Raw genomic sequence first — 26,610 nt, 5'->3', positions numbered from 1 at the left:
CATGACTGAAGCGCGCATCCTGGTCGTCGACGACGAACCCAACATCCGCGATGTCCTCTCCACGGGCCTGAGCTTCGCCGGCTTCTCGGTGAAGACCGTGGCCAACGGCGCGGCCACCATCTCCGCCGTCCTCGAGGAAGAGCCGGACCTCATCATCCTCGACGTGATGCTGCCCGACATGAACGGCTTCAGCGTGACGAAGCGCCTGCGCGGGGCAGGTTTCACGGCGCCGATCCTGTTCCTCACCGCGAAGGACGACACGGAGGACAAGATCGAGGGTCTCAACGCCGGGGGCGACGACTACGTCACCAAGCCGTTCGCGCTGGACGAGATCGTCGCCCGCGCCCAGGCGATCCTGCGGCGCACCATGCAGGCGGACGAGGAGTCGGTGATCCGCGCCGGCGAGCTGTCGATGGATCAGGACACGCATGACGTGTTCGTCGGATCCACCCCGATCGAGCTCAGCCCCACCGAGTTCAAGCTGCTGCGCTACCTCATGCTCAACCCCAATCGCGTGCTGTCGAAGGCCCAGATCCTCGACCACGTGTGGGAGTACGACTTCAACGGCGACGCCGGCATCGTGGAGAGCTACATCTCCTACCTGCGCCGCAAGATCGACCCGCACACCGAGGAGCCCGTCATCCAGACCAAGCGCGGCTTCGGCTACATGCTCAAGGTGGGGAAGACCGCGTAGCGGATGGGTGAGCCCGACGCGATCACGCGGTGGTGGCGCCGGATCAGCCTTCGCGCGAAGGTGACCGGCGTCACCGTCGGCGTGCTCGCGCTGGGACTGGTGGTCACCGGCATCGGGACGATGCCGATCCTGCGCAACCTCCTCATCGACAACGTCGAGTCCCAGCTGCCCGCGCTGGTCACGAGCGACCTCGCGACGATCACCCCGAACAAGGACACCGGCGGATTCAGTGCCGCGCTGAAGGACGAGCGCCTCGGCCTGTCCGAGTACTTCGTCGCGGTGTACGACACGCAGGGCGCGCTGATCCTCTCCGGCGGCGGCGCGCCCAAGGCCACGAAGCCCGTCTTCCCCACGTCCTATCCGCTGGCCAGCGCGACCATCGACGCGGAGCGCACGGACCCTCTCGTGCTGCATGGGGCGGACGGATCCGAGTTCCGCGCCGCGGTCGCCGTCCGCGAGGACCCGAAGTCCAACATCACGTTCATCCAGGTCGTCGCCCTGTCGCTGGACGAACCGGACCGCATCATCGCCACGTTCTTCGGCGTGTTCACGACCGTCGCGCTGGTCACGATCATCATCGCGGCGCTCGCGACCCGCGGGCTGGTCACGCTCACCTTCCGCCGGCTCGGACGAGTGGAGTCCACCGCGATGGCGATCGCCGCCGGCGACTTCAGCCAGCGCCTCACCGACCTCGAGCCGACCACCGAGGTCGGCCGACTGAACGGCGCGATCAACACCATGCTCGACCGTCTGGACGCGTCGATCGCCCAGCGGGACCGTTCGGTCCAGCAGATGCGCCGCTTCGTCGGTGATGCGAGTCACGAGCTGCGCACCCCGCTCGTCAGCGTGCGCGGCTACGCCGAGCTGTACCGGATGGGCGCGATCAAGGGCGACGAGGACACCGCCCGGGCGATGGACCGGATCGAGAAGGAGGCGCTGCGGATGGGCGTGCTCGTCGAGGATCTGCTCGCCCTCGCCCGTCTCGACGAGCAGCGCCCGCTCACGATCGAGCCGCTCGACCTGCGTCCGCTCGCGCAGGACGCCGCGCTCGACCTGCGCGCCGCCGCCCCCGAGCGCACCGTCACGGTCGTCGACATGACCGCCGAGGCGCCGGCTCCGGAGAAGCTCGAGACCTCGGTCGCCACCGTCACACGACCCGCCCCGGCGGCCCGGGCCGGGAGCGCCCGCGGCCGCATCCCGGCCATCCTGCGCCGCCGGCCGCGCGAGGGCAGCCCGGTGCCGGAGATCGACTTCTCCGAGGCCGTCGTCGCCCCCGTATCCACCCCGCCGATCGTGCTCGGGGAGGAGAACAAGGTGCGCCAGGTCATCGCCAACCTGCTCGGCAACGCGCGACGCTTCTCGCCGGGGGACTCCCCCATCGAGGTCGTCGTGGGGGCCGACCGGCGGCGAGGCGTGGGCTGGTTCTCGATCGTGGACCACGGAGAGGGCGTGCCGGAGCAGATCCGCGACCAGATCTTCCAGCGCTTCTGGCGCGCCGACACGTCGCGTACGCGCGACACCGGCGGAGCGGGCCTGGGCCTCGCCATCGTCGCCTCGATCGTGCAGGCACTGAACGGCTCGGTGCAGGTCACGGAGACCCCGGGCGGCGGCGCGACGTTCACCGTCTCCCTGCCGCTCGCCCCGTCGCGGGCGACCCCCGAGCACCTGCTGCAGGACACGCAGCCCATCGAGCCGCTCGACCTGCCGCACTGACGTCGGCGGCCCCGCCTGCGGGTTCCTCGAGGACCGTTCCGCACAGCTGACGGACACCGCGGGTTCCGCACGGGATGCACGACAGGCCCGCCGCCGGCCGGCGCGGATGCCTAGCGTCGGACGCATCCACCGACGAAAGGGTCCCCATGTCCGTCTTCACCGTCGACACCGATGCCGTCGCCACCACGAGGCTCTCCGTGAGCGCCACCGCTGAACGGCTGCAGAGCGACACCGCCGCGATGATGGCGCAGCTCACCCAGCTGCAGTCGTCCTGGACCGGCATCGCCTCGGCCGCCTGCCAGGACGCCGCGGAGCAGTGGCGCGGCGCGCAAGCGCACGTCGAGCAGGCCCTCGCGGCGATCGGCCAGGCACTCGGCTCCGCGGAGCGGTTCTACGCCCAGGCCGAGAGCGACTCCACGGCGCTCTTCCACTGAGCCCGAGTCCGCTGAGGCCGAGTCCGCTGAGCCGCGCGGCCTCCGCCGAGCGCTCCCGCCCAGCGCTCCCGCCCCGGCTCCGGCAGAGACGGAGAAGACCCCCGGGACGGATCCCGGGGGTCTTCTCGAAGGGGGTTCTGGACTCAGAAGTCCATGCCGCCGGACGGGTCGGCCGGCATCGCCGCCGCCTTCTCCGGCTTGTCGGCCACGACCGCCTCGGTGGTGAGGAACAGGCCGGCGATCGACGCGGCGTTCTGCAGCGCCGAGCGGGTGACCTTGGCCGGGTCGATGATGCCCTGGGCGAACATGTCGCCGTACTCGCCCGTGGCGGCGTTCAGGCCCTGGCCCGCGGGGAGCTCGGAGACCTTGTGCGCCACGACGCCGGCCTCGAGGCCTGCGTTGACGGCGATCTGCTTCAGCGGCGCTTCGATCGCGACGCGGACGATGTTCGCACCGGTCGCCTCGTCGCCCTCGAGCGTCAGGCCCGCGAGCGCCTTGGCGCCCGACTGGATCAGCGCGACGCCACCACCGGGGACGATGCCCTCCTCGACGGCCGCCTTCGCGTTGCGCACGGCGTCCTCGATGCGGTGCTTGCGCTCCTTGAGCTCGACCTCGGTGGCCGCACCCGCCTTGATGACGGCGACGCCGCCGGCGAGCTTGGCGAGGCGCTCCTGCAGCTTCTCGCGGTCGTAGTCGCTGTCGGTGTTCTCGATCTCGCGACGGATCTGGGTGACACGGCCCTCGATCTGGGCCGCGTCGCCGGCGCCCTCGACGATCGTGGTCTCGTCCTTGGTGACGATGACCTTGCGGGCACGGCCGAGCTCGGCGAGCGTGGTGTTCTCGAGCTTGAGGCCGACCTCCTCGGTGATCACGGTGCCACCGGTGAGGATCGCGATGTCCTGCAGCTGAGCCTTGCGGCGGTCGCCGAAGCCCGGAGCCTTGACGGCGACGGACTTGAAGATGCCCTTGAGCTTGTTCAGCACGAGCGTCGCGAGAGCCTCGCCCTCGACGTCCTCGGCGATGATGACGAGCTCCTTGCCGTCCTGGATCACCTTGTCGACGACGGGCAGAAGATCCTTGATGTTCGAGATCTTCTGGTTGGCGATGAGGATGTACGGGTCCTCGAAGACGGCCTCCTGGCGCTCCGGGTCCGTGACGAAGTAGGGGTTCAGGTAGCCCTTGTCGAAGCGCATGCCCTCGGTGAGCTCGAGCTCGGTGCCGAAGGTCTGCGACTCCTCGACGGTGACGACGCCCTCCTTGCCGACCTTGTCGATCGCCTCGGCGATGAGCTCGCCGATGGCCGGGTCAGCGGCGGAGATCGACGCGGTCGCAGCGATCTCCTCCTTCGACTCGATCTCCTTCGCGTTGGCGAGGAGCTCGGCGGTGATGGCGGCGACGGCCTTCTCGATGCCCTTCTTCAGGCTGATCGGGTCGGCACCGGCGGCCACGTTGCGCAGGCCCTCGCGGACGAGCGCCTGGGCGAGGACGGTGGCGGTCGTGGTGCCGTCTCCGGCGACGTCGTCGGTCTTCTTCGCGACCTCCTTGACGAGCTCCGCGCCGATCTTCTCGTACGGGTCGTCGAGCTCGATCTCCTTGGCGATGGAGACACCGTCGTTCGTGATCGTGGGCGCGCCCCACTTCTTCTCGAGCACGACATTGCGGCCGCGCGGGCCGAGGGTCACCTTGACCGCGTCGGCCAGGATGTTCAGGCCGCGCTCGAGGCCGCGACGGGCCTCCTCATCGAAAGCGATGATCTTTGCCATGAGTTCTGTCGTCCCTCCTGGACGTAGACGTTGGGTTTAGCACTCAGATCAGTCGAGTGCTAAACCCAGTCTGGCACTCGACCCGGGAGAGTGCAAGCCGCGACGGCGCGGCCGTCATCAGCCCGTCGCGCCGTCCCCGGAGGTGTCGGCCGGGGTCGGTTCGGTGGACGGGGCGTTCTTCGCGAGATCCATGCCGAGCACCACGGTGAGCTGCTTCTGGCCCGCCACGACGTCGTCCCCATACCGGTCGCTCAGCGCGATCTTCGTCGCACCGATGAGGTTGGCCAGAGCCTGGGCCGCGGACTTGTCCGCCTCGGTCTGGTAGTAGACGGTGCTGGTCGGGAAGTCCTCCGCCGCGGCATCGCCCGTCGCCACGGCGCCGCCCGGGAAGCCTGCGTTGACGATGGTGTCGCGCGTGACCGCGGCCAGGCCGTCCACACCTGTCGCGTTGAGCACGAACACCGCATAGGCGGTGTCCAGCGCGGGCGGCGCGGAGGTCGCGGTGTGCGTCGGCACCGGGACGGGCGCGCCCTGATCGAAGCCGATCTTGCCCATGGCCAGCATGGCGGCGAAGATGCCCCCCGCGATCAGAACGGCGGTCGCGACGGCCGCCCACAGCACCACGAACCAGCCGCGCATCCCGGGGTTCTCGGCACGATGGGCGCCGACGCGCCCCTGCGCGTGAGGGATCACGTCGAAACGGTCGCGGGCGGGTTCTGGCATCCCATGATGTTATCCGGCGCGCTCCGTCGGATTTCCTGAACGGCCGACCGACTCGCCGCCGGTGGCGTCTCAGCCGGCGGAGAGGGCGGTGCGGTCCGCCCGGCGGGCGGCGGCGCCGTCGCGTATGCGGCGCAGACGGCGCACCAGCATCGGATCCGCCGCGAGCGCCTGCTCCGAGTCGATGACCCGGTCGAGCAGCTGGTAGTACCGCGCGGGCGTCAGCTGCAGCTCACCGCGGATCGCCTCCTCCTTGGCGCTCGAGTGCCCGGGACGGCGCGCCTCGAACTCCAGGATCACGCGCTCACGGTCGCTGAGGAGGTCGGTCACCCGTTCAGGCTACGTCCGGCAGAGGCTGAGACGAGGCAGCCACGCCCCGGTCCACGACCCTCGCCGCCGCCGGAAGCGGGAGAATGGATCCGACCCCGGGAGGATCCATGTCGCACCGCGTGACCAAGACCGACGCCGAATGGCGCGCCGAGCTCGACCCGCAGCAGTACGCCGTGCTGCGCGAGGCCGCGACCGAGCGGCCGTGGACGGGTGAGCTGCTCGACGAGCACCGCGCCGGGCTCTACACCTGCGGCGCCTGCGGCGCGGAGCTGTTCCGCAGCGGCACCAAGTTCGACTCCGGCTGCGGCTGGCCGAGCTTCTACGAGTCGGTGCGCCCCGAGGCCGTGGAGCTCATCGAGGACACCAGCCTGGGCATGGTGCGCACCGAGGTCCGCTGCGCCACCTGCGGCTCGCACCTGGGCCACGTGTTCCCCGACGGCTTCGGCACCCCCACCGGCGACCGCTACTGCATGAACTCGATCGCGCTGTCCTTCCAGCCCGACGAGGGCGCCGCCGAGGCATGAGCGCCCTCGACGCCGTCCGACGCCGACAGTCCTGGTCCAAGGTCACCCCGGATGCTCCGACGCGCGAGGAGCTGCTGCCCCTCGTCGCCGCCGCGGGTCGGGTGGCGGACCACTCGTCGCTGCAGCCGTGGCGGCTGATCGAACTGCGCGGCGACGACCGGATCCGCCTCGGCGAGGCGATCTCGGCCGTGCGCGGGGATCGGGAGCCGTCGACCAAGCCGCTGCGCGCCTCGCTGCTGATCGCCGTCGTCGCGAGCTTCAAGCCGAGCCACAAGGTGCCGCGGTGGGAGCAGGAAGCGGTCGCCTCGGGCGTCGCCCACATGCTCAGCCTGCTGCTCGACGAAGCCGGGTGGGGCGTCATCTGGCGCACCGGCGACTACACGCGAAGTCCCGAGGTCGCCGCGCTGCACGGCCTCGGCGAGGACGAGGCGCTGCTGGGCTGGCTGTACGTCGGCGGCAAGCCCGACCGCTCCCCCGGCTCCCGCCGCACGGTGGATCCGGAGCCGCTGCTGACCCGCTTGCCGCGGTGACGCCACGCCTCTCGCCGGCCCGATCCGCGCGCTTCGGATCCGCGCCGCGAGAACAGGCGAACGCGCCGGAACAGGCGGATCCGGCGCCCTGACGCCTGATTCCGCGTGTTCGCCTGCTCTCTCGCGCTCGCGCACGACGAGTGCGGCTATCGGGCCCTGCCGCGGATCCGCCAGGGCAGCGCCACGAGCACCGACAGCCCCGCGGCGAGCACCATCCCCACGACCTGCCAGAGCGCGGGCCCTGCCGCGGGCGGCCAGACCACGTCGATCAGCACGGACACGACGAGCTGCCCGAGCACCGCTCCGAGGCCCATCAGCAGCACGCCGGTGCGCGCTACGATCACGACGCCGAGCAGGATGTACGCGGCGCCGAGCAGGCCGCCCAGATACAGCCACAGGTCGCCGGGGAACGCCGTGGGCAGCGGCGCGGGCGCCCCCTTGACCAGCAGGCTCACCGCCACCGACGCCGACAGCACGAGGACCCCGCCGAGGAAGCTGATGTACGTGGCGCCGAGCGGCGACGCGATGCGCTGGCCGAGCCGCCCGTTCACCGCGGACTGGAAGGCGATGCCCGCCCCGGTCAGGAACGGCAGCACGAGCATCCACAGCGGGGCGCGGGAGAGCACATCGCCGCCCAGCGAGAACCCGACCGCGACGAGTGCGCACAGCCCGCCGACCAGGCGCCCCGGGGTGATGGCGACGACGCCGGCCGGGCCGAAGCCGACCCGGTCCAGCAGCAGGCCGTGCAGCGTCTGGCCCGCCACGACGCCGACCGTGAACAGCGCCACGCCGAGGATGCCCGCGACCAGCCCCTGCGTCGACACCGTCAGCGCGCCGCACGCCCCGCCGAGCAGCATCCACCATGGCACCCGCCCGGTGCGCACCCCATGCCACACGCGACCGAGCGCGGCACGGCCGGTCCGGCGGAGCAGCACGGGCACGCTCAGCAGCGCCAGCCCGACCGCGAAGGACACCCAGCCGGCGAGGACGCCGTTGTCGAGCCGCACCCCGAGCTGACCGTTCACGCGCGCCTGCATCGCGGTCATCGCGCCGATCGCGATCGCTCCGCCGAGCGCCAGCACGGTGCGCCCGCGAGCAGGTCTCGGAGGATGCGCGGTCACCGTCCGAGCCTACCCGCGGCGATCGCAGCGGCGGATCCGCTCCCCGGCGGCGCCGATGTCCGACGCCGGAGGTACGCTCCCCTCATGTGCGCGAGCTATGGCCTGGATCCCCGTTTCAGCGATCAGCAGCTGATCGAGGAGGCCGACGACGAACTCCTGGAGGGCATCCGCGCCTGGGCCCGGCGCAACGCCGACGAGACCGTGCGCCCGACCGGCCGGCTGCTGCGCAACCTCAATCCGATCCTCATGCCTGCAGCCTCCGGGCCCGCGCTCGAGGAGGCGTGGTGGGGCTTCCTCGTCGATGGCAGGCCTTCCCGGTTCCCGTCGATCAACACCCGGTCCGAGCGTCTGCAGGAGCGCCCGGGGAGCCTGCGCGGCCGGGCGATCGTGCCGGCCACGCGGTGGTTCGAGATGCAGAAGCCCTCGAGGGTCTGGCATGAGTTCGGCCTCGACGGCGCCCTGTTCGGCATGGCCGCCGTGACGCAGCGAGGCCGCGCCGAGGACGGATCCTGGTTCACCTGCTACTCGATCGTGATGCAGCCTGCGCCGGAGCGGCTGGCCGGGATCCACGACCGGATGCCGGTGCTGATCCCCGCCTCGTTCGCGAACGACTGGCTGGAGGGCGAGCCCAGCCGCCAGCTCATGGACGATGCGCTGCTCGCCTCGGCGGATGCGACGGAGCGCGTGCAGTCCGCGACGTTGACGGCCGCACCCTGAGCGGGTCGTCGAGGCGATAGGCGATATCGGAGCCTCCTGCCGGACTCGAACCGGCCACCTGCGGTTTACAAGGCCGCTGCTCTACCAGATGAGCTAAGGAGGCGTGCTGCGGCCGTCGTTGCACGGCCGACCGCACCACAGCGTAGCAAGCCCGACGTGGCGGGGGCGCCGCCGTCGGTCAGCGCTCTCAGGGCGTGGCGGTGGGGCTGGGCGTCGGGGTGACGGTCGGGCCCGGCGTCCCGTAGTAGGAGTCACTCGCCACGGACAGCACGAACTGGCTGAACTCCGCCGCGTCGGTCAGGGATCCGGCGTACACCTGCCCGTTCACGACGATCGTCGGTGCGCCGCTCAGAGCGCTCTTCTTCGACCCCGGCAGCGGACCATCGACGGCGCGCTGCGTCGCGTCCTTGACCCAGGAGCCGTACGTGCCGTCCTCGACGCACCCGCGCATGCCGTCGCCGTCCTTGACGCCGCTGTCGACGGCGAGCTGGATGAGGTCCTTGTCGCTCTTGCCGTCGGTGTCCTGCTTGGGCTGATCGATCAACAGGGCGTGGTTGAACGCGTAGAAGGCGGCGGGCTGCCGCGCGGCCACGCAGGCGGCCGCGGACGCCGCGCGCAGCGAGTACTTGGTGCCGTTCGAGTTGGCGGTGAGCAGCGCGACGGGGTGGTACGTGACGGTGGCGGCATCCTGATCGACCCACGTGGCCAGCTGCTTGGCGTTGGCGCGCTCGAAGTCGCCGGCGCCCGGGGACAGGTAGTCGACGTAGACGTGGATGTCCACGGGACCCGAGGCGGACGTCGGATCCGGCGTCGGGGTGGGTGTGGGAGTGGGCGTCCCGGTCGCGGCACCGGCCGACGGGCTCGGCGTCGGCGTCGACGCGGCGCGCACGGACGCGAGCTCCTCCTTGGTCACCACGACGCCGTCGTCGTTCAGATTCGACGGGCTGAGCGTCGGCTTCGACGCGGCCGACACGACCGCCCACGCCACGGCGCCGCCGGCAGCCACGACCACGGCGACCGCGACGGCCGCGATGATCACACGCCGGATCAACCGGGCGCGGGACTGCTGGGCGTTCAGCTGCTGTGCCTTCTCCCGCACGGCCGCACGCGAGTGCGAGGTCGTGGGGACGTTCGGCGTTTCGTCGCTCGACATCGTTCCTCTTGATTCCTGGGGATGGGGCATCCCGGCGTCCGGCCGCCAACGGGCGCGGCACGGCACGGCTCCGATGCTAGCCAGGCAGGCTGAGAAATGCCCAGACGGGCACTGGCCGCTCCCTGCGAGATCGGGCGGCGGGTCGGGGGGGGTGATGACGCATCGCGACACCGGGGATGGACCTGCCAGGAGGCTCATGTCATACTGAACCCGGCCCGACGGCGGGCCACGGCGGGTTCACCCTCGTCGCTTTTTCACTACGGATCGTCCGGCACGTACCTGCCGGTGAAGGAGAAGACAATGGCAACTGTGACCTTCGACGAGGCCACCCGGCTCTACCCCGGCGGCACCCGCCCCGCGGTCGACAAGCTGAACATCGAGATCGCCGACGGCGAGTTCCTTGTTCTCGTCGGCCCCTCCGGCTGCGGAAAGTCCACCTCCCTGCGCATGCTCGCCGGCCTCGAAGAGGTCAACGCGGGCCGCATCCTCATCGGCGACCGCGACGTGACCGACGTCCCGCCGAAGGACCGCGACATCGCGATGGTGTTCCAGAACTACGCGCTGTACCCGCACATGACGGTCGCCGAGAACATGGGCTTCGCGCTCAAGATCGCCGGCGTCGGCAAGGAGGAGCGCGCCGCGCGCGTGCTCGAGGCCGCGAAGCTCCTCGACCTCGAGCAGTACCTCACCCGCAAGCCGAAGGCCCTGTCCGGCGGTCAGCGTCAGCGCGTCGCCATGGGTCGCGCGATCGTGCGCCAGCCGCAGGTGTTCCTCATGGACGAGCCGCTGTCGAACCTCGACGCGAAGCTGCGCGTGCAGACCCGTACGCAGATCGCGTCGCTGCAGCGCCGTCTCGGCGTCACCACGGTGTACGTGACCCACGACCAGACCGAGGCGCTCACCATGGGCGACCGCATCGCGGTGCTCAAGGACGGCCTCCTGCAGCAGGTCGGCTCGCCGCGCGACCTGTACGAGAACCCGCAGAACGTCTTCGTCGCCGGCTTCATCGGCTCCCCCGCCATGAACCTGTTCGCCTCCGACCTCGCCGACGGCGGCGTGCGGTTCGGCACCGAGGTCGTCCCGCTCGACCGCGAGACCCTCGGCCGGGCGTCGGGCAACCAGATCACGGTGGGTGTGCGCCCCGAGGACATCACGGTCGGCCCCGCCGACGGCAAGGGCATCTCGGTGGTCGTGGACCTGGTCGAGGAGCTCGGCGCGGACGGCTACCTCTACGGCCACACCGACATCGCCGGCAAGCGCGCCGACCTCGTCGCCCGCGTCGACGGCCGCAACCACCCGAACGCCGGTGAGACGGTCACGCTGGCCGCGAACCCCGGCCACCTGCACGCCTTCGACCTCGAGTCGGGCGAGCGCCTGAACACGAAGCCGATCGCGGCTTCCTGATCAACTGATCGCGCGACGCGGCGCGGGGGGCTCCCCTCGCGCCGCGTCGTCGTTTCCGGGCGCGTTCCGCCCGGGGCACGAGACCGAGGAGCAGGCATGAAGGATGCGCTGAGCATCACCGCGAGCGCGGTGGACCCTGGACTGCTCTCGCTGCCGTGGTCCCTGCCGCTGTCGAAGTGGCCCTCTGAGGTGATCGTCTCGCTGCCGAAGGGTCTCTCCCGGCACCTGGTGCGCTTCGCGGATCTGAGCGGATCCGTCGTCGCCGTGAAGGAGACCACGGAGGAGATGGCCCGCCGCGAGTACGAGATGCTCGGGAACCTGGCGCGCCTGGACGTGCCGTGCGTCTCGCGCGTGGCCGTGATCGCCGGCCGCACGGACGCCAAGGGCGCGGCGCTGCCCGCGGTGCTGGTGACCTCGCACCTGAAGTTCTCCATGCCGTACCGCGCCCTGTTCACGCGGGTGCTCCGTCCGGACACCGCCACCCGCCTCGTCGACGCGCTCGCGCTGCTGCTCGTGCGCCTGCACAACGTCGGCTTCTACTGGGGCGACGTCTCGCTGTCGAACGCGCTGTTCCGCCGCGACGCGGGCGCCTTCGCCGCCTATCTCGTCGACGCCGAGACCGGAGAGCTGCACGAGGAGGGCCTGACCGACGGGCAGCGCGCCTACGACCTGGATCTGGCGCGCACGAACATCGCCGGGGAGATCCTCGACCTCGCCGCCGGCGGACGGCTGGAGCGGGGCGTGGACGCCGTGGCGATCGCCGACGGGATCGTGTCGTCGTACCGCTCGCTGTGGGCTGCGCTCACCGAGCACGAGTCGTTCGCCGCGGGCGAGGCGTGGCGGATCACCGAGCGCGTGGAGCGTCTCAACGCACTCGGCTTCGACATCGGGGAGATGTCCATCCAGACCACGGCCGACGGCACCCGGGTGGAGATCGAGCCCAAGGTCGTCGACGCCGGGCACCACCAGCGCCGGCTCATCCGGCTCACCGGGCTCGACGTCGAGGAGAACCAGGCCCGGCGGCTGCTGAACGATCTCGACGAGTTCCGGGCCCGCTCCACCAAGCACTGGGCGGACGAGGAGATGTACGCGCACGAGTGGCTCACCCGGGTGTTCGAGCCCGTCGTGCGCGCCATCCCCTACGACCTGCGGGCGAAGCTCGAGCCGGCCGAGGTGTTCCACCAGGTGCTGGAGCACCGCTGGTACATGTCGCAGGCCCGCGGTCGCTCGGTGCCGCTGGCGGAGGTGCTCACCTCGTACATCAACGACGTGCTGCGGCACCGCCGCGACGAGGCCACGATCATGGGCCCGCCGACCGAGACGATGTCGCTGCCGGTGATCACCGGATCCGTCCCGGTCGACGACGAGGAAGCCGACGTCGACTGGCGCGATCTGGTCTGACGGTTCCGCCCGCCGAGCTGACGGTCCGCCCGCCGAGCCACCCCCTTCAACGCGAGCCACCCCCTTGCGCGCCGCCCCGAAAGGGGTGGTTCGCGCGCAAGGGGGTGGCTCGGCGTTCGTGGGCCGTGGGGTGCGGACCGTGGGCCGCGGACCGTGCGGTGCGGGCCGTGGGCGCGGGGCGCGGGCGTCAGTAGCCGACCGCGAACCGCTCTCCGCGGTGCCGGGGGTTCTCGATCTCGTCGACGAACGCGACCGCGTAGTCGGCGCCGGAGATGTAGGACTTGCCGTCCGCGTCCTCGACGAAGACCTCGCCGCCGTCGCGGTAGGAGCCGGTGCGCTCACCGGGGACCCAGGCGCCGAACTCCTTCGGCGGGTGCACGTAGAACCAGTCGAGACCCTCGGAGTTCTGGAGGATCTCGAGGGAGTCGATGCCGAACTTCGCCTCGTGGCGGTACTCCTCGGGCACGCCGAGGTCCCACAGCCGCGGTCCGCCGGGGGCGCTGAGGCTGCCCATGGCACCGCCCACGACGCCCAGGCGGGTGGACGTGCCGGTCAGGGCCTGCACGAGCGCGCGCACCGCGTCGAGGCCCTTGTCGGTCATGTCGCCACGCGGAGAGATGGCGGACACCACGACGTCCGCGCCCGCGAGCGTGTCCGCCAGGGAGGCGGGATCCAGCACATCGCCCTGGACGTACTCGACGCCCTCGATGCGCTCCGACGGCTCCTTGCGGGACACCGAGACGACCTCGTGTCCGCGCGATGCAGCCTCCGCGGCGATGTGGCCGCCGGCGTAGCCGGTGCCTCCGATGACGATGATCCGGGCCATGCGCTTTCCTTCCATTTCTGCACAGGATACGGAAGGTGCAAGCATCCGCGATACCGGCCTATTCCGTCGTTCCCCGGGATTGCACGGATGTGCGCTCCTGGTCAATGCCATGCGCGCGGCGTCATGCGCACGTCGCCCGACGATCGGCGCCGGGCCGCCGGTGTCAGCCCTTCGCGGCGCGGACCGTCGAGACCTGATACAGCGCGACCGAGGCCGCGATCCCGGCGTTGAGCGACTCCGTGGCCGCGGAGATCGGGATCGACACGATCTGGTCGCAGGTCTCGGTCACGAGCCGGGACAGGCCCTTGCCCTCGGATCCGACCACGATCACCACCGGACGGTCCGCGAGCTCGAGCGCGGGCAGCGAGACGTCGCCGCCGCCGTCCAGGCCCAGCACGAACACGCCCTGCTTCTTGAACTCCTTGAGCATCGTGGTGAGGTTCGCGGCGAGCGCCACCGGGATGCGCGCGGCAGCCCCTGCGCTGGTCTTCCACGCCGCGGAGTTCACGCTCGCCGACCGGCGCTGCGGCAGGATCACGCCGTGCCCGCCGAACGCCGCGGTGGAGCGGATGATCGCACCCAGGTTGCGGGGATCCGTGATGCCGTCGAGTGCCACGAACAGCGGCGTCTCTCCGCGGTCGATCACCTGCTCCAGCAGGTCCTGAGGGTGCGCGTACTCATAGGGCGGCACCTTGAGCGCGACGCCCTGGTGCACGCCGTCGAAGCCGGCCATGCGGTCGAGCTCCTGGCGGGTGACCTCGAGCACGGGGATCTCCCGGTGGCGCGCGATCGCCAGCATCTCCTTGACGCGGTCGTCCATCTCCACGCGCTGGGCGATGTACATCGTGGTGGCCGGGATCTTCGTGCGCAGCGCCTCGAGCACCGAGTTGCGGCCCGTGACCGTCTCGGTGTCGCTCGACGCGGACGAGCCGGACACGCGGCGGTTGGGGTTCGACCCGCCGCTCTGCGGCTTCTGGCCGATGCGGCCCTTGCCGCCCGCTGCCGCGTAGCGCTCCTGGGCCGCCTTGCGCTTGCCGGCGACGTGCCAGGAGCGGTCCTCGGCCTTCGGGGTGTTCCCGCGGCCCTCCAGCGCCTTGCGGCCGTGGCCCCCGGTGCCCTTGATGGCACCCTTCTTCTTGCTGTTGCCCGCTCCGGGGCGGCTCGGCTTAGCCATCGATGCTCCAATGAGTTCCGTCTGGAGTGTCCTCCAGGGTGATGCCCGCGGCGGCGATCGCATCGCGGATGCGGTCGGCGGCGGGCCAGTCCTTGTCGGCGCGCGCCTGAGCGCGCTGGGTGATCATCGCCTGGACGAGGGCGTCCAGGGCGGTGGTGGTCTTCGTGTCGGGTGCGGCGGCGCGCCACTCGTCGGCGAACGGGTCCAGGCCGAGGACCACGGCCATGGCGCGCACCGCGCCCAGTGCCCTGCGCGCCTCGTCCGCGTCGCCGCGATCGAGCGCCGCGTTGCCGGCGCGCACCGTCTCGTGCAGCACCGCGAGCGCCTGCGGCACGCCCAGGTCGTCGTCCATCGCGGCGGCGAAGGCGTCAGGGAGATCGTCGGTGGACCAGCCGGCCTCGTCGCCCGTCGTCCGCAGCGCCCGCTGCAGGAACGTCCGGATCCGCCCCAGCGCGGCCTCCGCCTCGCTCCACGACGACTCGGAGAGGTCGAGGCTGGAGCGGTAGTGCGCCGCGGCGAGGGCGTAGCGCACCACGAGCGGATCGTGCGCGGCCAGCACGTCGGCCGCGAGCGTGAAGTTGCCGAGCGACTTCGACATCTTCTGCCCCTCCACGGTGACGAGCCCGTTGTGCACCCAGTAGCGGGCGAACGCGTCGCCGGCCGCGGTGGACTGCGCCAGCTCGTTCTCGTGGTGCGGGAAGCGCAGGTCCAGCCCGCCGCCGTGGATGTCGAACTCGGCGCCGAGGTAGCGCCGCGCCATGGCCGAGCACTCGATGTGCCAGCCCGGTCGCCCCGCACCCCAGGGCGAGCCCCAGGTCGCGTCGGCCGGCTCGCCCGGCTTGGCGCCCTTCCACAGCGCGAAATCCTGCGGGTTGCGCTTGCCGCGCGGATCCGCGTCCTCCGCCGCCTCCATCGCGTCGACCGACTGACGCGTCAGTTCTCCGTAGGCGGGCCAGGAGCGCACATCGAAATACACGTCGCCGGATCCGTCCGCCGCCGGATACGCGTGGCCGCGCTCGATGAGCCGGGCGATGAGCTCCTGCATCTGCGGGATGGATGCGGTCGCACGCGGCTCGTACGTCGGCGGCAGGATCCCCACCGCGGCGTACGCGGCGGCGAACTCCTGCTCCATCCGGTACGCGAGCGCCCACCAGGGCTCGCCGTCGGAGGCGTTGGTGAGCACCTTGTCGTCGATGTCGGTCACGTTGCGCACGAACGTGACCCGGCCGTACCGCAGCTGCAGCCAGCGTCGCAGCAGGTCGAAGCTCAGCGCCGCCCGCACGTGCCCGATGTGCGGCCCGGACTGCACCGTCGGTCCGCACACGTAGATCGTCACGTTCGAGGGGTCGAGCGGAACGAACTCGCGCAGTTCCTGCGCGCGCGTGTCATGGAGGCGGATCGTCACCGCTCAAGCCTACCGGGGCGCCCCTGTCAGTTCCGGGGAGCGATCAGGGCCGGAGCAGGATCTTGCCCTCGCGGCCGGCCTGCAGGGTGCCCTCGGATGCCGCGGCGACCCGCTCGAAGGGAAGCACGGCCTCCACCGGCAGCGTGAGCACGCCCTCGCGCAGGCGCTGCAGCAGCTCGCCGAACAGCGCACCGCGCTGCTCCGCGGGCATGGCCCCGGCGACCTTCGATCCCCAGAACCCGCGCACGGTGAGCTGTTTGAAGATCACATCGCCCGAGGAGATCCGCATGATCGGCGACGCCATCGCGCCGAAGACCACGAGCACACCGCCCTCGCCGAGCATCGCGGCGATCTGGCCGCTGGCGTCGCCGCCCACCGCGTCGATCCCGGCGCGGATCGCAGCGCCGCCCGTGAGCGCGCGCACCTGGTCCTGCCAGTCCTCTGCATCGGTCGCGACGACGTTCTGCACGCCCTGCGCCGCGAGCTCGGCGACGCCGCCGGCACGGCGGACGAGGCTCACGACGTGCACGCCCCGGGCGGCCGCCAGTTGGGCCACCATGCGCCCGACCGCGCCGTTCGCGGCGTTCTGGATCATCCAGTCGCCTGCGCTGAGCCCCAGGGAGTCCAGCACGCTGATGGCGCTGAACGGCATGGATCCGAGCTGCGCCGCCTGCTCGTCCGGCACGTCGTCGGGAACCGGGATGACCCCCGCCGCCGAGGCCAGCACGTACTCCGCCCACGCCCCGAAGGCCCCCGCGACGGTGACGCGGCGCCCGAGGAGCGCCTCGTCGACGCCCTCGCCGACGGCATCCACGACGCCCACGGCCTCGGTGCCCGAGCGGGCCGGCAGCTCGGGCTTGTAGCCGTAGAGGCCGCGGACCGTGAGCAGGTCGTGATTGTGCACGGTCGCGAGCAGCACCCGGAGCCGCACCTGCCCCGCCCCGGGCTCGGGCAGGAGGACCTCCTGCACGGACAGGACCTCGGCGGGATCCCCGAAGGAGGAGTGGACGAGTGCGCGCATGAAGGATCCTCTCTCGCACGGCTGCGGGTGCGGCGGATCGCCGCGTGATCCAGCGTAGGCACGCGCGTGCGGCCAGGGAACGGGATCCGCCCCTGCGGGATTCAGCCGTGGGCGATCGGGTGCACGAGAGCGACCGCGGTGACGGCGATCCCCTCGCCGCGGCCCGGGAAGCCGAGCCCGTCGGTGGTCGTGGCCGAGACCGCGACCGGCGCTCCGCCCAGGGCCGCCGAGAGCACCCGCTGGGCCTCGTCGCGACGCGCGCTGAACCGAGGGCGGTTGCCCTGGAACTGCACGGAGACGTTGCCGATCGCGTACCCCGCCTCGGCGAGGATCTCGGCCGTGCGCGCGAGGAACACGTCGCCGTGCGCGCCCGCGTACTCGGGGTGCGCCGTGCCGAAGTGCTGCCCGATGTCGCCGAGGCCTGCGGCGCCCAGCAGGGCGTCGACGATCGCGTGCGCCACCGCGTCGCCGTCGGAATGCCCTTCGAGCGCGGGCTCGCCCGGCCAGTCCAGGCCCGCCAGACGGAGGGTGCCGCCGCCGGCGAAGGCGTGCACGTCGGTGCCGATGCCGATGCGCGGGACGACAGCCCCTGCGACCGGTCGCCGAGCCTGCCCGAGCGCCGGGACCGAGGCGTTGTCGATGATCATGCGGGCGCGCTCCAGGTCGTGGGGGGTGGTGATCTTGAAGGCCTCGTCGGATCCGAGGACGTGGTGCACCGCTCCTCCGGCGGCCGCGAACAGCGCGGCGTCGTCGGTGTACTCGACGCCGCGCTCGGCGGCCTGCGCGTACGCGGCCTCGAGTTCCGCACGCGGAAAGCCCTGCGGCGTCTGCGCGGCGGCCAGCTCCGCCCGTTCCACCGGCGCGACGACCACCCCGTCGTGCACGCGCTTGAGGGTGTCGACCACCGGGAGCGCCGGGATGACGCCGACCCCCGGGGCGACGGCATCCGCGACCGCGGCGAACTGCGCCGGCGGGGTCAGGGCGCGAGCGGCATCGTGCACGAGCACGGTGTCGACGTCGTCGGCCAGCGCGGCAACGCCCGCGGCGACCGACTGCTGGCGGGTGTCGCCGCCCGCGACCACGCGGACGGGACGTCCGTCCGCCATCGCCGCCGCCTCGGCCTCTCGCCCGGCGGGCACCACGAGGATCACCTGCGCCGGTGCCGCAGCGAACACGCCGTCGAGCGCGTGCTGCAGGATGGTGCGCCCGGCCAGCGGAACGAAGGCCTTCGGCGCCCCGGCCGCCAGCCGGGTGCCGGAGCCTGCGGCCACGACGATCACGGCGGTGCGGGCGAGCGGCGGGACGTGGTCGGTCACGCTCTCACGTTAGCGCCCGACGGCCGCGCCATCGGTCCGGAGAAGACCTTGCGTGAATCAGTACTTGATCTGATACAGTACTTGACATGAACGACGACGCCTTCTCCGCGGACCTCCTGCGCGGGCACACCGACACGATCGTGCTCTCCACGCTCCGCTCCGGCGACCGCTACGGCTTCGAGATCTACAAGACCATCCGGGACGCGACCGGAGGGGACCACGAGATCAAGGAGGCCACCCTGTACGCGACCTACCGGCGCCTGGAGAAGGACGGCCTGGTCGAGTCGTACTGGGGCGACGAGACGCAGGGCGGCCGCCGCAAGTACTACCGGATCACCGACGCCGGGCGCGCCGTGTACCGCAGCAACGTCGCGGCATGGGTCGCCACCCGCCGCGTGATCGACACACTTCTGGACGTGAAGGACTGAACCCATGAACACCGACATCCACCGCCTGCTGGACGAGGCCTTCGCCGGGATCGAGATGACGCCGGCCGCCCAGGACCTCAAGGAGGAGATCCGCGCCAACCTCACGGCCCAGGTCGACGACCTCGTCGCCGCGGGCGCCTCCCCCGCCGAGGCCGCACGGCGCGCGATCGCCGACCTCGGCGATGTGCGCGCCCTGCTGGACGACGAGCCCGCGAGCGCATCCGCCCAGGGCTGGGAGGCGCTCACCGCCCGCAACCGGGTGCGACCGAAGCCCGGGTTCGTGGTGCGCACCGTGGTGCTGAGCCTGCTGGCCGCCGGCGCCCTGGTCGGGATCCTGCTCGTCCTGCTGCTCGTCCACCCGGCGGCACCTGCCGCGGTCGCCGCCCTCGGCGCCGTGGTCGCGATCGCGCTGGGGATCGTGACCGCGGACGCCCTGCTGCAGGAGACCACGACCAACCATCCGCTGCCGGCGGGACGCGCGATCGGATTCGGCGTGGCCACGGCCGGCACGCTGCTGGCGCTCGGGCTCGGCGGCGCGTTCGCCCTCGCCCCGGACCAGCTGTGGCTCGTCATCCTCGCCGCGGTGCTGCTGGTCGCCGCGATCGCCCTGTTCTCCTACCTCGGCGCGACGCAGACCAACCGGCACAAGGCCTGGGTGCGCGGCGCCGCAGGGCAGATGCCGCCGAACCGGTTCGAGACCGAGCCGGAGACCGCCGCCCGGTTCGGGATCTACACCGCGGTGCTGTGGTTCGTCACGCTCGCCGTGATCATCGTGCTCGTCTTCACCGCCGGCTGGTGGTGGGCGCCCGTGGCGTTCGTCGCCGGGCTCGCCGCCATGATGCTGCTCCTGGCCCGCATGCTCTACGCACCGCGCAGCGGCGACCGCCGCTGACCGGTCGGCGGATCCGATCCGGCGATCACCGCCCGGGCCGGATCCGCCCTCCCCCACACGCAGAAGAACCCTCAGAACGGAAGGGATGCTCGTCATGCCCGCAGAACGCACCGCCATCGTCGCCGACGGCCTCGTCAAGGAGTACCGCGGCCGCGGCCGTCGACCCGCCGTCCGGGCCCTCGACGGCCTGAGCTTCACGGTCCCGACCGGACGCGTCTTCGGCCTGCTCGGCCCCAACGGCGCCGGCAAGTCCACCACCACGAAGATCCTCACGACCCTGTCCCGGCCCACCTCCGGACGCGCCGCGGTCGCGGGTCACGACGTCAGCACGGCCCCCGGCGACGTCCGCGCCGCGATCGGCTACGTGTCCCAGGGCACGGGGACGGATCCGAACCTCACCGCGACCGAGAACCTGGAGATCGCCGCTCGCATGCGCGGGCTCAGCGGAGCCGACGCCCGTGCGCGCTCCGCCCGGCTGCTCGCGGAGTTCGGCCTCGCCGACGCCACCCGTCGGCCCGTGCGCACATACTCCGGCGGCATGCGCCGGCGGCTCGACGTGGCCGCGGCGCTCGTGCACCGCCCGCAGGTGCTGTTCCTGGACGAGCCGACCACGGGGCTGGATCCCGAGGCGCGCGCGGCGATGTGGGCGGAGATCCGCCGGCTCGCGGGCGAGGAGGCGCTCACCGTGGTGCTCACCACGCACTACATGGAGGAGGCCGACCGGCTCGCCGACGAGCTGCTCCTCGTGAACCGCGGACGCGCGGTCGCCCAGGGCACGCCGGAACAGCTCAAGGCCGCGCTGCACGGCGACGCCGTGCGCGTGACCCTCGTCGAGCCCGACCCCGTCGCCGTGCGCCGGGCGATCGCGCACATCCCCGGCCTGCGCGACGTGCTCGTGGAGACATCCGGCGTGGACGGGCTTCTCGTAGCGCGCACCGACGACGCCGCCTCCGCGGTCGGCGCGGTCATCGCGGCGCTCGACGGCGCCGGGATCCGCTACGGCCAGGTCGCGGCGTCCCACCCCACCCTCGACGACGTGTATCTGCACTTCGTCGGCCACACCTTCGGCGACGCCGCGGCGTCCGCCCTCACGGAAGGAGTCGCGGCATGAGCGCGATCACCCTCTCCCCCGCCCGCGTGGCGGCGCCCGCGAGTCCCGGCTGGTTCACGCAGACCGGCCAGGTGCTGCGGCGCTGGTCCCTCGTGTCGATCCGTCAGGCCTGGGGCCCTGTCATGAGCCTCATCCAGCCCGTGATCTGGATCCTGCTGTTCGGGCAGGTGTTCCGCACGCTGGGCGCATTGCCGCAGTTCGGCGGGCACGGGTACATCGACTACCTCGTCCCGGGGATCCTGATGATGACCGTGCTGTACTCCGGTGCCTGGGCGGGGACCGGCTACATCGAGGACATCGACTCGGGCGTCATGGACCAGTACCTCACCTCGCCGCTGCGGCGCTCCGCGATCATCGCCGGGCAGCTGCTGCAGCAACTCATCATCAACGTGGTGCAGTCCCTGGTCGTGCTCGGCATCGGCTGGCTCGGCGGCGCGCGCTACCCGGGCGGCCTGATCGGCATGCTCGTCGCGCTGGGCGTGGCGACGCTGCTCGCGACGACGTTCTGCTGCGCGTCGACGGCCGTCGCGCTCACGGCGCGCAGCCAGATCGCGCTCATCAGCCTGTCGCAGCTAATCGTGCTTCCGGCGACGTTCCTGTCGACCACGATGATGCCCGCCGCGGCGATGCCGGAGTGGGTGCAGAACGTGTCCCGGTGCAACCCGATGACGTGGGCGGTGGAGCTCGGCCGCGGCGGCCTCTCGGGGGCCTTCCCGGCGGACGGCTGGTGGCAGGCGGGCGGTCTCGCGCTGCTGGCCGCCCTCGCATTCACGTGGGCGCTCCGCGCGATCCGCAGCTACCAGCGCTCGATCTGAGGCTGCGCGCGGGCGCGAAGAAGGGGTGGAGGCCGCACGGCTTCCACCCCTTCTTCGACAGAACTCAGGAGGCGAGGACCTCGTCGAGCAGCGATCCGGCCTTCTCCTCGTCGATCTTCTCCGCGAGCGCGAGCTCGGAGGTGAGGATCTGACGGGCCTTGGCCAGCATGCGCTTCTCGCCCGCGGAGAGCCCGCGGTCCTGATCGCGGCGCCACAGGTCGCGGACGACCTCGCTCACCTTGATCACATCGCCCGAGGCGAGCTTCTCGAGGTTCGCCTTGTAGCGGCGCGACCAGTTGGTCGGCTCCTCGGTGAACGGGGCGCGCAGCACCTCGAAGACCCGGTCCAGGCCCTCCTGACCGATCACGTCGCGCACACCGACCAGGTCGACGTTCTCGGCAGGCACCTCGATGATGAGGTCTCCCTGCGTGACGTTCAGCTTCAGGTACTTCTTGGTCTCGCCCTTGATCACCCGTTCCTTGACCTCGATGATCGTCGCGGCGCCGTGGTGCGGATAGACCACGGTCTCACCAACCTCAAAAAGCATAAAGTCGTGTCCTTTCGGCAACCTCCAGGATACCACAGCGGGAATGCGCTAAGGTTCGCGCCCCCTGCCCGCTCCGCGGCCTCACGCGCACGCGGGGCGAGCCGTGATCGCACGACGCGTGCCCCTAGAATGGTGCTGGCTCATCACGTGAATTTTCTGGAGGACCCGTGAAATCGCGCCTTGCTGCGTCCATCGCCCTCAGCGCCCTCATCATCGGCGGCGCGACCGGGTGCGCGGGGATCACTCCGCAGGCGACCACGATCGACTACTCGGCCTCCGACGGCGCGAACGTGCCCAAGAAGGGCCCGATCGAGGTCCGCAACGCCTTCTTCGTCGTCGACGAGGCCGGCACCACGGGCAACCTCGTCGCGGGCCTGGTGAACACCACCGCCGACTCCGCGACCATCCACATCTCAGTGGGCGACGGCCCGGCCCAGAGCGTGCGCATCGCCGGCCAGAAGTCCGTCAGCCTCGGCGGCGACGACGCCGAGCCGCTGACCTTCGAGGGCCTGGACACCGAGGCCGGCAAGACCGTCGAGGTCTACTTCCAGTCCGGCGACGCCGAGGGCGTGAAGTACGCGATCCCGGTGCTCGACGGCACCCTCCCCTACTACGCCACGCTCGTGCCGACCCCGGCACCGAGCCCGCGGCCGACCTCCACCGTGGCTCCGGCGGTCGAGGTGACCCCGACCCCGAGCGAGACCCCGGTCGGCTGAGACCCGCACAATCATCGACGAAGCCCCCGGATCCGATCGGATCCGGGGGCTTCTCGCATGAGCGGCTCAGCCCTCGAAGCGATAGCCCAGGCCGCGCACGGTGACGAGCATCACCGGCTCGGACGGGTTCTCCTCGATGCGGGAGCGGATCCGCTTGATGTGCACGTCGAGCGTCTTCGTGTCGCCGAAGTAGTCGCTGCCCCACACCCGATCGATCAGCTGGCCGCGCGTGAGCACGCGTCCGGAATTGCGCATCAGCACCTCGAGCAGCTCGAACTCCTTGAGCGGCATGTTGATCACCTGACCGTCGACGGCCACCGTGTGCCGGTCGATGTCGAGCGTCACCCGGCCTCCCTCGAGGACGCGCTCGTCAACGTCGTCCTCCGCCTGCACCACCCGGCGCAGCACGGCGCGCATGCGCGCCAGCAGCTCGCGCGAGGAGTAGGGCTTGGTGATGTAGTCGTCCGCGCCGAGCTCGAGGCCCACCACGATGTCGACCTCGGAGTCCTTCGCGGTGAGCATGATGATCGGGACCGTGGAGGTGGTGCGGATCTGCCGGCACACCTCGGTACCCGGCATGCCGGGCAGCATCAGGTCGAGCAGGACGATGTCCGCCCCGCTCTCGCGGAACAGGGCGAGCGCGGTGGGGCCGTCCTCCGCGATCTCGACCTCGTAGCCCTCCCGGCGGAGCAGATAGGCGAGGGGGTCGGCGAGATCGGGCTCGTCTTCGACGAGGAGGATGCGGGTCATACGAGTTCTCCGGTATCGGTGCGGGGCTGGTCCGTGGTGATCACGGGCGACGAGGCCGTGCGGGGCGGCTTGTGCGCCTTCCGCTTCTTCTTGGGCTTGTCCTTCTTGGGCTTCTTGCGTCGCCCGGGGTCGCCCTCGACCTCGGGCGAGGGGATCTGCGGCAGACGCATGGTGAAGGTGGAACCGCGGCCGGGACGCGACCACAGCCGCACCTCCCCGCCGTGGCGCTGCGTCGCGTGCTTCACGATCGAGAGTCCGAGGCCGGTCCCGCCGGTGCGCCGCGAGCGCGCCTCGTCGGCACGGTAGAACCGCTCGAAGATGCGCTCGCGATCGGCCTCGTCGATGCCGATGCCCTGATCCGAGACCGAGATCTCCACGACGCCGTCGTCGACGCGCACGCCGACGCCCACGCGGGATCCTCGCGGCGAGTAGACGATCGCGTTGGCGATGAGGTTGCCGACCGCCTCGATGAGGATCTGCGCGTCGCCGCGCACCCACGCCCCGCGCTCGCCGCCGCGCGTGAGCTCGACGCCGGCGGACGCCGCCTGGACCGCGTGCGCCTCGACGCTCGTGGCGATGACCTCGTCGATCGCGACGGCCCCGAACTCGCCGAGGCCGTCCGAGGACTGCAGCCGGGACAGGCTCATGATGCGGCCGGTGAGCTGACCCAGGCGTGCCGCCTCGGCCTGGATCCGGGTCGCGAACGCGCGCACCTGAGCGGGATCGTCGGCGGCCGACTCGATCGCCTCCGCGAGCAGGCTCACGGCTCCGACCGGGGTCTTCAGCTCGTGGCTGGTGTTGGCCACGAAGTCGGTGCGCATCTGCTCGAGCCGCTCCTGCTCCGTGATGTCGCGGATGATGAGCAGGCTCAGGCGCGGGCCGATGCGGCTCGCCCTGGCCGCGACGAGACGCGGGTCGAGGTTCCTGCCCCCGCGGGCGAGGCGGAGGGTCGCCGTCTCGCTGCCGCCCTCGCGCACCGCGCGCACGAGCTGACGCAGCTCGGGGTTGTCCAGCGTCGCGCCGACGCCGATGCCGAATCGGGAGGCGGCCGAGCTCGCGGCCGTGACCAGTCCGGACGGATCCACCGCGCACGCCGCATCGTCCATGGCGGCCAGCACGTCGGTCAGCCCGTCCGGCAGCTCGCTGGACGCCTGCAGCTCTGCGGCGGTGCGAGCCCGCATCGCAGCCACGATCATCGCGGCGATGCCCGCGCCGATCACGACCCCGAGCCCGAGGGCGAGCAGGGCGAGCAGGGTGCTGTCCATGCTCTCCAGAGTAGAGGTCGTTCACCCCCCGATCCGGCGGGTTCGCGCCGCCCGCACCGCCTGGCGCGCTACTGTTCACGAGCACGGCACCAACCGTTAACCTTCGCCGAACAGAATCGGCACGTGCGCGTCACGACCCGTGACGGGCACCGCCCTGTGCCCGCGCCGCGGGCCGCCGTGCGACCCCGCCCCGCCGAGTTCCGGGGTCACCGAATGAAAGGTGCGCAGCCATGCGCGAAGTCTTCCACCAGTCCCTCGAGGATCTGCAGGCGCAGCTCGTCGAGATCGCCGACCTCGTGGCCGTGTCGATCGAGAAGGCCACCCGCTCGTTCGCGACCAGTGACGTGGCCCTCGCCGAGGAGGTCATCGCCGACGACGCCCGCATCGACGAGCTCGCCGTCGCGCTCGACGAGCAGGCCATCGAGATCCTCGCCCGTCAGCAGCCGGTCGCCCGCGACCTGCGCATCGTGGTCACCGCGCTGCGGGTGAGCGCCTCCCTGGAGCGCATGGGCGACATGTCGGAGCACATCGCGCAGCTCGCGCGCCTGCGCTTCCCCGAGCGCGCCATCCCCAAGGGTCTGAAGGGCACGTTCACGCGCATGGGCGAGCTGGACGTCGAGATCGCCCGCACCCTGGCCGAGCTGCTGCGCACGCAGGACCTGCGCCTGGCGGACTCGATCCGCAACGCGGACGACGACGTGGACGAGCTGCACGCGAGCGTGTTCGAGAAGGTGCTCAGCGACAACTGGAAGGGCGAGGCCACCGCGACCGTGGACGCCACGCTGGCCAGCCGCTACCACGAGCGCTTCGCCGACCACGCGGTCGCCGTCGCGAAGAAGGTCGTCTACCTGGCCACGGGCGATTGGGCCGTGGACGAGGAGGACATCGCCCTCGCCGTCGAGGCGCAGGCCGAGTCGGAGACCGGATCCGGTCTCGCCTGACCTCACCTGTGCGGCCGCATGGCACGTTGCGTCGTGCTCGTGCCCTGCTCACCGAGACCCCCGCAGAGCGCCGAAACCCCCTCCGCCAGCGTGGCGAGAGGGGGGTTTCGTTGCTCCGAGGGGGTCTCGGCGCCGTCAGATCGGGTGTTACTTCTTGCCCTGGTTCGCCACGGCGGCGGCGCCGGCGGCGGCGGCCTCCGGGTCGAGGTAGCGGCCCGAGCCGAGCGGGACGTTGTTCTCGTCGAGCTCGTAGACGAGCGGGATGCCGGTGGGGATGTTCAGCTCGGCGATGTCGGCGTCGCTGATGCCCTCGAGGTGCTTCACGAGTCCGCGCAGCGAGTTGCCGTGCGCCGTGACGAGGACCGTCTTGCCTGCCTCGAGGTCGGGGACGATCGCGGACTCCCAGTACGGCAGCAGACGGTCGATCACGAGCTTGAGCGACTCGGTGCGCGGCACCTCGCCGTCGATGCCCGCGTAGCGCGGGTCGTTGACCTGGCTGAACTCGCTCTCATCGTCGAGCGGGGGCGGCGGCACGTCGAAGGAGCGGCGCCACAGCTGGAACTGCTCCGGCCCGAACTCCTCGAGGGTCTGCGCCTTGTCCTTGCCCTGCAGGGCCCCGTAGTGGCGCTCGTTGAGACGCCACGAGCGCTTGACCGGGATCCACAGCCGGTCCGCCGCGTCGAGCGCGATGTTCGCGGTCTGGATCGCGCGGCTGAGCACCGACGTGTGCAGCACGTCGGGCAGGATCCCCGACTCGGCGAGGAGCTCGCCTCCGCGCCGGGCCTCGTTCCTGCCCTGCTCGGAGAGGCGGACGTCCACCCAGCCGGTGAACAGGTTCAGTTCGTTCCATTCGCTCTGCCCGTGGCGGAGCAGGATGAGGGTGCGGGTCATGCCCCCCA

At 71.4% G+C, this 26,610-nt stretch carries 28 protein-coding genes and 1 tRNA gene; 14 read left to right on the top strand and 15 right to left on the bottom strand.

Translation table 11 applies throughout. The annotated features are described in order from the left end of the window. Position 1 precedes the first annotated feature (1 nt). The 3 genes from AERO9AM_RS05850 to AERO9AM_RS05840 all read left to right on the top strand — a co-directional run bounded on the left by AERO9AM_RS05850 (position 2) and on the right by AERO9AM_RS05840 (position 2,841). Entirely contained in the window at positions 2-694 is a 693-nt protein-coding gene (locus AERO9AM_RS05850) for a response regulator transcription factor (RefSeq protein WP_159575299.1), read from the top strand. 3 nt (positions 695-697) lie between these two features. Next, positions 698-2,407 carry a sensor histidine kinase gene (locus tag AERO9AM_RS05845; RefSeq protein ID WP_159575298.1) on the top strand — a complete coding sequence of 570 codons (1,710 nt, stop codon included), beginning with the start codon at positions 698-700 and terminating at the stop codon, positions 2,405-2,407. 146 nt (positions 2,408-2,553) lie between these two features. Next, positions 2,554-2,841, top strand: coding sequence for a WXG100 family type VII secretion target (locus AERO9AM_RS05840; RefSeq protein ID WP_159575297.1), 288 nt, complete (start codon positions 2,554-2,556; stop codon positions 2,839-2,841). Between the two features lie 143 nt (positions 2,842-2,984). Here the strand turns inward: AERO9AM_RS05840 and groL are convergent, their stop codons facing one another. The 3 genes from groL to AERO9AM_RS05825 form a co-directional block, all read right to left on the bottom strand. After that, positions 2,985-4,604 carry a chaperonin GroEL gene (gene groL / locus AERO9AM_RS05835; protein WP_159575296.1) on the bottom strand — a complete coding sequence of 540 codons (1,620 nt, stop codon included), beginning with the start codon at positions 4,602-4,604 and terminating at the stop codon, positions 2,985-2,987. A gap of 117 nt (positions 4,605-4,721) precedes the next feature. Continuing rightward, positions 4,722-5,327, bottom strand: coding sequence for a LytR C-terminal domain-containing protein (locus AERO9AM_RS05830; RefSeq protein WP_159575295.1), 606 nt, complete (start codon positions 5,325-5,327; stop codon positions 4,722-4,724). A gap of 69 nt (positions 5,328-5,396) precedes the next feature. After that, a complete protein-coding gene (locus AERO9AM_RS05825) occupies positions 5,397-5,654 on the bottom strand; it encodes a DUF3263 domain-containing protein (RefSeq protein ID WP_159575294.1) in 258 nt (85 codons plus the stop codon). A gap of 107 nt (positions 5,655-5,761) precedes the next feature. Here AERO9AM_RS05825 and msrB point away from each other — a divergent pair, with 107 nt between their 5' ends. After that, positions 5,762-6,178 carry a peptide-methionine (R)-S-oxide reductase MsrB gene (msrB, locus tag AERO9AM_RS05820; protein WP_159575293.1) on the top strand — a complete coding sequence of 139 codons (417 nt, stop codon included), beginning with the start codon at positions 5,762-5,764 and terminating at the stop codon, positions 6,176-6,178. Next, positions 6,175-6,708, top strand: coding sequence for a nitroreductase family protein (locus AERO9AM_RS05815; protein ID WP_159575292.1), 534 nt, complete (start codon positions 6,175-6,177; stop codon positions 6,706-6,708). Before msrB ends, AERO9AM_RS05815 begins: the two co-directional genes overlap by 4 nt. 146 nt (positions 6,709-6,854) lie before the next feature. On the opposite strand, the gene AERO9AM_RS05810 is transcribed toward AERO9AM_RS05815, so the two are convergent. Beyond that, the gene (locus AERO9AM_RS05810) at positions 6,855-7,787 is read right to left on the bottom strand and encodes a DMT family transporter (protein ID WP_159577393.1); all 933 of its coding nucleotides are present in this window, start codon (positions 7,785-7,787) and stop codon (positions 6,855-6,857) included. A gap of 126 nt (positions 7,788-7,913) precedes the next feature. Between AERO9AM_RS05810 and AERO9AM_RS05805 the strand changes: the two genes are divergently transcribed. Continuing rightward, positions 7,914-8,546, top strand: a complete 633-nt coding sequence (locus AERO9AM_RS05805; protein ID WP_159575291.1) for an SOS response-associated peptidase family protein — start codon at positions 7,914-7,916, stop codon at positions 8,544-8,546. Positions 8,547-8,576: 30 nt separating this feature from the next. Here AERO9AM_RS05805 and AERO9AM_RS05800 read toward each other — a convergent pair. Both AERO9AM_RS05800 and AERO9AM_RS05795 read right to left on the bottom strand, forming a co-directional pair. Then, positions 8,577-8,649 (bottom strand) — tRNA-Thr (locus AERO9AM_RS05800). Positions 8,650-8,733: 84 nt separating this feature from the next. Continuing rightward, positions 8,734-9,699 (bottom strand): DsbA family protein, encoded by a 966-nt coding sequence (locus AERO9AM_RS05795; RefSeq protein WP_159575290.1) that lies wholly within the window; start codon positions 9,697-9,699, stop codon positions 8,734-8,736. A gap of 300 nt (positions 9,700-9,999) precedes the next feature. Between AERO9AM_RS05795 and AERO9AM_RS05790 the strand changes: the two genes are divergently transcribed. Together AERO9AM_RS05790 and AERO9AM_RS05785 are read left to right on the top strand one after the other, a co-directional pair. After that, positions 10,000-11,103, top strand: a complete 1,104-nt coding sequence (locus AERO9AM_RS05790; protein ID WP_159575289.1) for an ABC transporter ATP-binding protein — start codon at positions 10,000-10,002, stop codon at positions 11,101-11,103. Between the two features lie 96 nt (positions 11,104-11,199). Then, on the top strand, positions 11,200-12,504 hold the full coding sequence (locus AERO9AM_RS05785) for a DUF4032 domain-containing protein (protein ID WP_159575288.1): 1,305 nt from the start codon (positions 11,200-11,202) through the stop codon (positions 12,502-12,504). Between the two features lie 187 nt (positions 12,505-12,691). On the opposite strand, the gene AERO9AM_RS05780 is transcribed toward AERO9AM_RS05785, so the two are convergent. The 5 genes from AERO9AM_RS05780 to ispD form a co-directional block, all read right to left on the bottom strand. Further along, positions 12,692-13,330 (bottom strand): NAD(P)-dependent oxidoreductase, encoded by a 639-nt coding sequence (locus AERO9AM_RS05780; protein ID WP_159575287.1) that lies wholly within the window; start codon positions 13,328-13,330, stop codon positions 12,692-12,694. A gap of 163 nt (positions 13,331-13,493) precedes the next feature. Next, positions 13,494-14,504, bottom strand: a complete 1,011-nt coding sequence (gene rlmB / locus AERO9AM_RS05775) for a 23S rRNA (guanosine(2251)-2'-O)-methyltransferase RlmB (RefSeq protein ID WP_159575286.1) — start codon at positions 14,502-14,504, stop codon at positions 13,494-13,496. Continuing rightward, positions 14,497-15,909 (bottom strand): cysteine--tRNA ligase, encoded by a 1,413-nt coding sequence (gene cysS, locus AERO9AM_RS05770; RefSeq protein ID WP_159575285.1) that lies wholly within the window; start codon positions 15,907-15,909, stop codon positions 14,497-14,499. Before cysS ends, rlmB begins: the two co-directional genes overlap by 8 nt. Before the next feature lie 43 nt (positions 15,910-15,952). After that, the gene (locus AERO9AM_RS05765; RefSeq protein ID WP_159575284.1) at positions 15,953-16,930 is read right to left on the bottom strand and encodes a zinc-binding dehydrogenase; all 978 of its coding nucleotides are present in this window, start codon (positions 16,928-16,930) and stop codon (positions 15,953-15,955) included. A gap of 101 nt (positions 16,931-17,031) precedes the next feature. Then, complete coding sequence (ispD, locus tag AERO9AM_RS05760; RefSeq protein ID WP_159575283.1) at positions 17,032-18,246, bottom strand: 2-C-methyl-D-erythritol 4-phosphate cytidylyltransferase; 1,215 nt, start codon at positions 18,244-18,246, stop codon at positions 17,032-17,034. Between the two features lie 86 nt (positions 18,247-18,332). On the opposite strand from ispD, the gene AERO9AM_RS05755 reads away from it, so the two are divergent. From AERO9AM_RS05755 to AERO9AM_RS05740, 4 genes are all read left to right on the top strand, one after another. Next, positions 18,333-18,674 (top strand): PadR family transcriptional regulator, encoded by a 342-nt coding sequence (locus AERO9AM_RS05755; protein WP_159575282.1) that lies wholly within the window; start codon positions 18,333-18,335, stop codon positions 18,672-18,674. A gap of 4 nt (positions 18,675-18,678) precedes the next feature. Then, entirely contained in the window at positions 18,679-19,566 is an 888-nt protein-coding gene (locus AERO9AM_RS05750; RefSeq protein WP_159575281.1) for a permease prefix domain 1-containing protein, read from the top strand. Positions 19,567-19,660: 94 nt separating this feature from the next. Then, on the top strand, positions 19,661-20,677 hold the full coding sequence (locus AERO9AM_RS05745) for an ABC transporter ATP-binding protein (protein WP_159575280.1): 1,017 nt from the start codon (positions 19,661-19,663) through the stop codon (positions 20,675-20,677). Continuing rightward, positions 20,674-21,492, top strand: coding sequence for an ABC transporter permease (locus AERO9AM_RS05740; RefSeq protein ID WP_159575279.1), 819 nt, complete (start codon positions 20,674-20,676; stop codon positions 21,490-21,492). Before AERO9AM_RS05745 ends, AERO9AM_RS05740 begins: the two co-directional genes overlap by 4 nt. A gap of 64 nt (positions 21,493-21,556) precedes the next feature. On the opposite strand, the gene AERO9AM_RS05735 is transcribed toward AERO9AM_RS05740, so the two are convergent. Then, complete coding sequence (locus AERO9AM_RS05735; RefSeq protein WP_159575278.1) at positions 21,557-22,039, bottom strand: CarD family transcriptional regulator; 483 nt, start codon at positions 22,037-22,039, stop codon at positions 21,557-21,559. A gap of 167 nt (positions 22,040-22,206) precedes the next feature. On the opposite strand from AERO9AM_RS05735, the gene AERO9AM_RS05730 reads away from it, so the two are divergent. Further along, a complete protein-coding gene (locus tag AERO9AM_RS05730) occupies positions 22,207-22,755 on the top strand; it encodes a DNA modification methylase (RefSeq protein WP_159575277.1) in 549 nt (182 codons plus the stop codon). 66 nt (positions 22,756-22,821) lie between these two features. Here the strand turns inward: AERO9AM_RS05730 and AERO9AM_RS05725 are convergent, their stop codons facing one another. Beyond that, the gene (locus AERO9AM_RS05725) at positions 22,822-23,505 is read right to left on the bottom strand and encodes a response regulator transcription factor (protein ID WP_159575276.1); all 684 of its coding nucleotides are present in this window, start codon (positions 23,503-23,505) and stop codon (positions 22,822-22,824) included. Beyond that, entirely contained in the window at positions 23,502-24,770 is a 1,269-nt protein-coding gene (locus AERO9AM_RS05720) for a sensor histidine kinase (RefSeq protein WP_159575275.1), read from the bottom strand. The genes AERO9AM_RS05725 and AERO9AM_RS05720 overlap by 4 nt, the downstream gene beginning before the upstream one ends. A gap of 230 nt (positions 24,771-25,000) precedes the next feature. Between AERO9AM_RS05720 and phoU the strand changes: the two genes are divergently transcribed. Continuing rightward, positions 25,001-25,711: a phosphate signaling complex protein PhoU gene (gene phoU, locus AERO9AM_RS05715; protein ID WP_159575274.1), complete on the top strand. Its 711-nt coding sequence runs from the start codon at positions 25,001-25,003 to the stop codon at positions 25,709-25,711. Between the two features lie 147 nt (positions 25,712-25,858). On the opposite strand, the gene AERO9AM_RS05710 is transcribed toward phoU, so the two are convergent. Continuing rightward, complete coding sequence (locus tag AERO9AM_RS05710; protein ID WP_159575273.1) at positions 25,859-26,602, bottom strand: phosphoglyceromutase; 744 nt, start codon at positions 26,600-26,602, stop codon at positions 25,859-25,861. Positions 26,603-26,610 lie beyond the last annotated feature (8 nt).

This window comes from Microbacterium sp. 8M, from assembly GCF_902506375.1.
Taxonomy (GTDB): domain Bacteria; phylum Actinomycetota; class Actinomycetes; order Actinomycetales; family Microbacteriaceae; genus Microbacterium.
The sequence above is the reverse complement of the archived record's forward strand: the minus strand, read 5'-3'. Positions and strand labels throughout refer to the sequence as shown.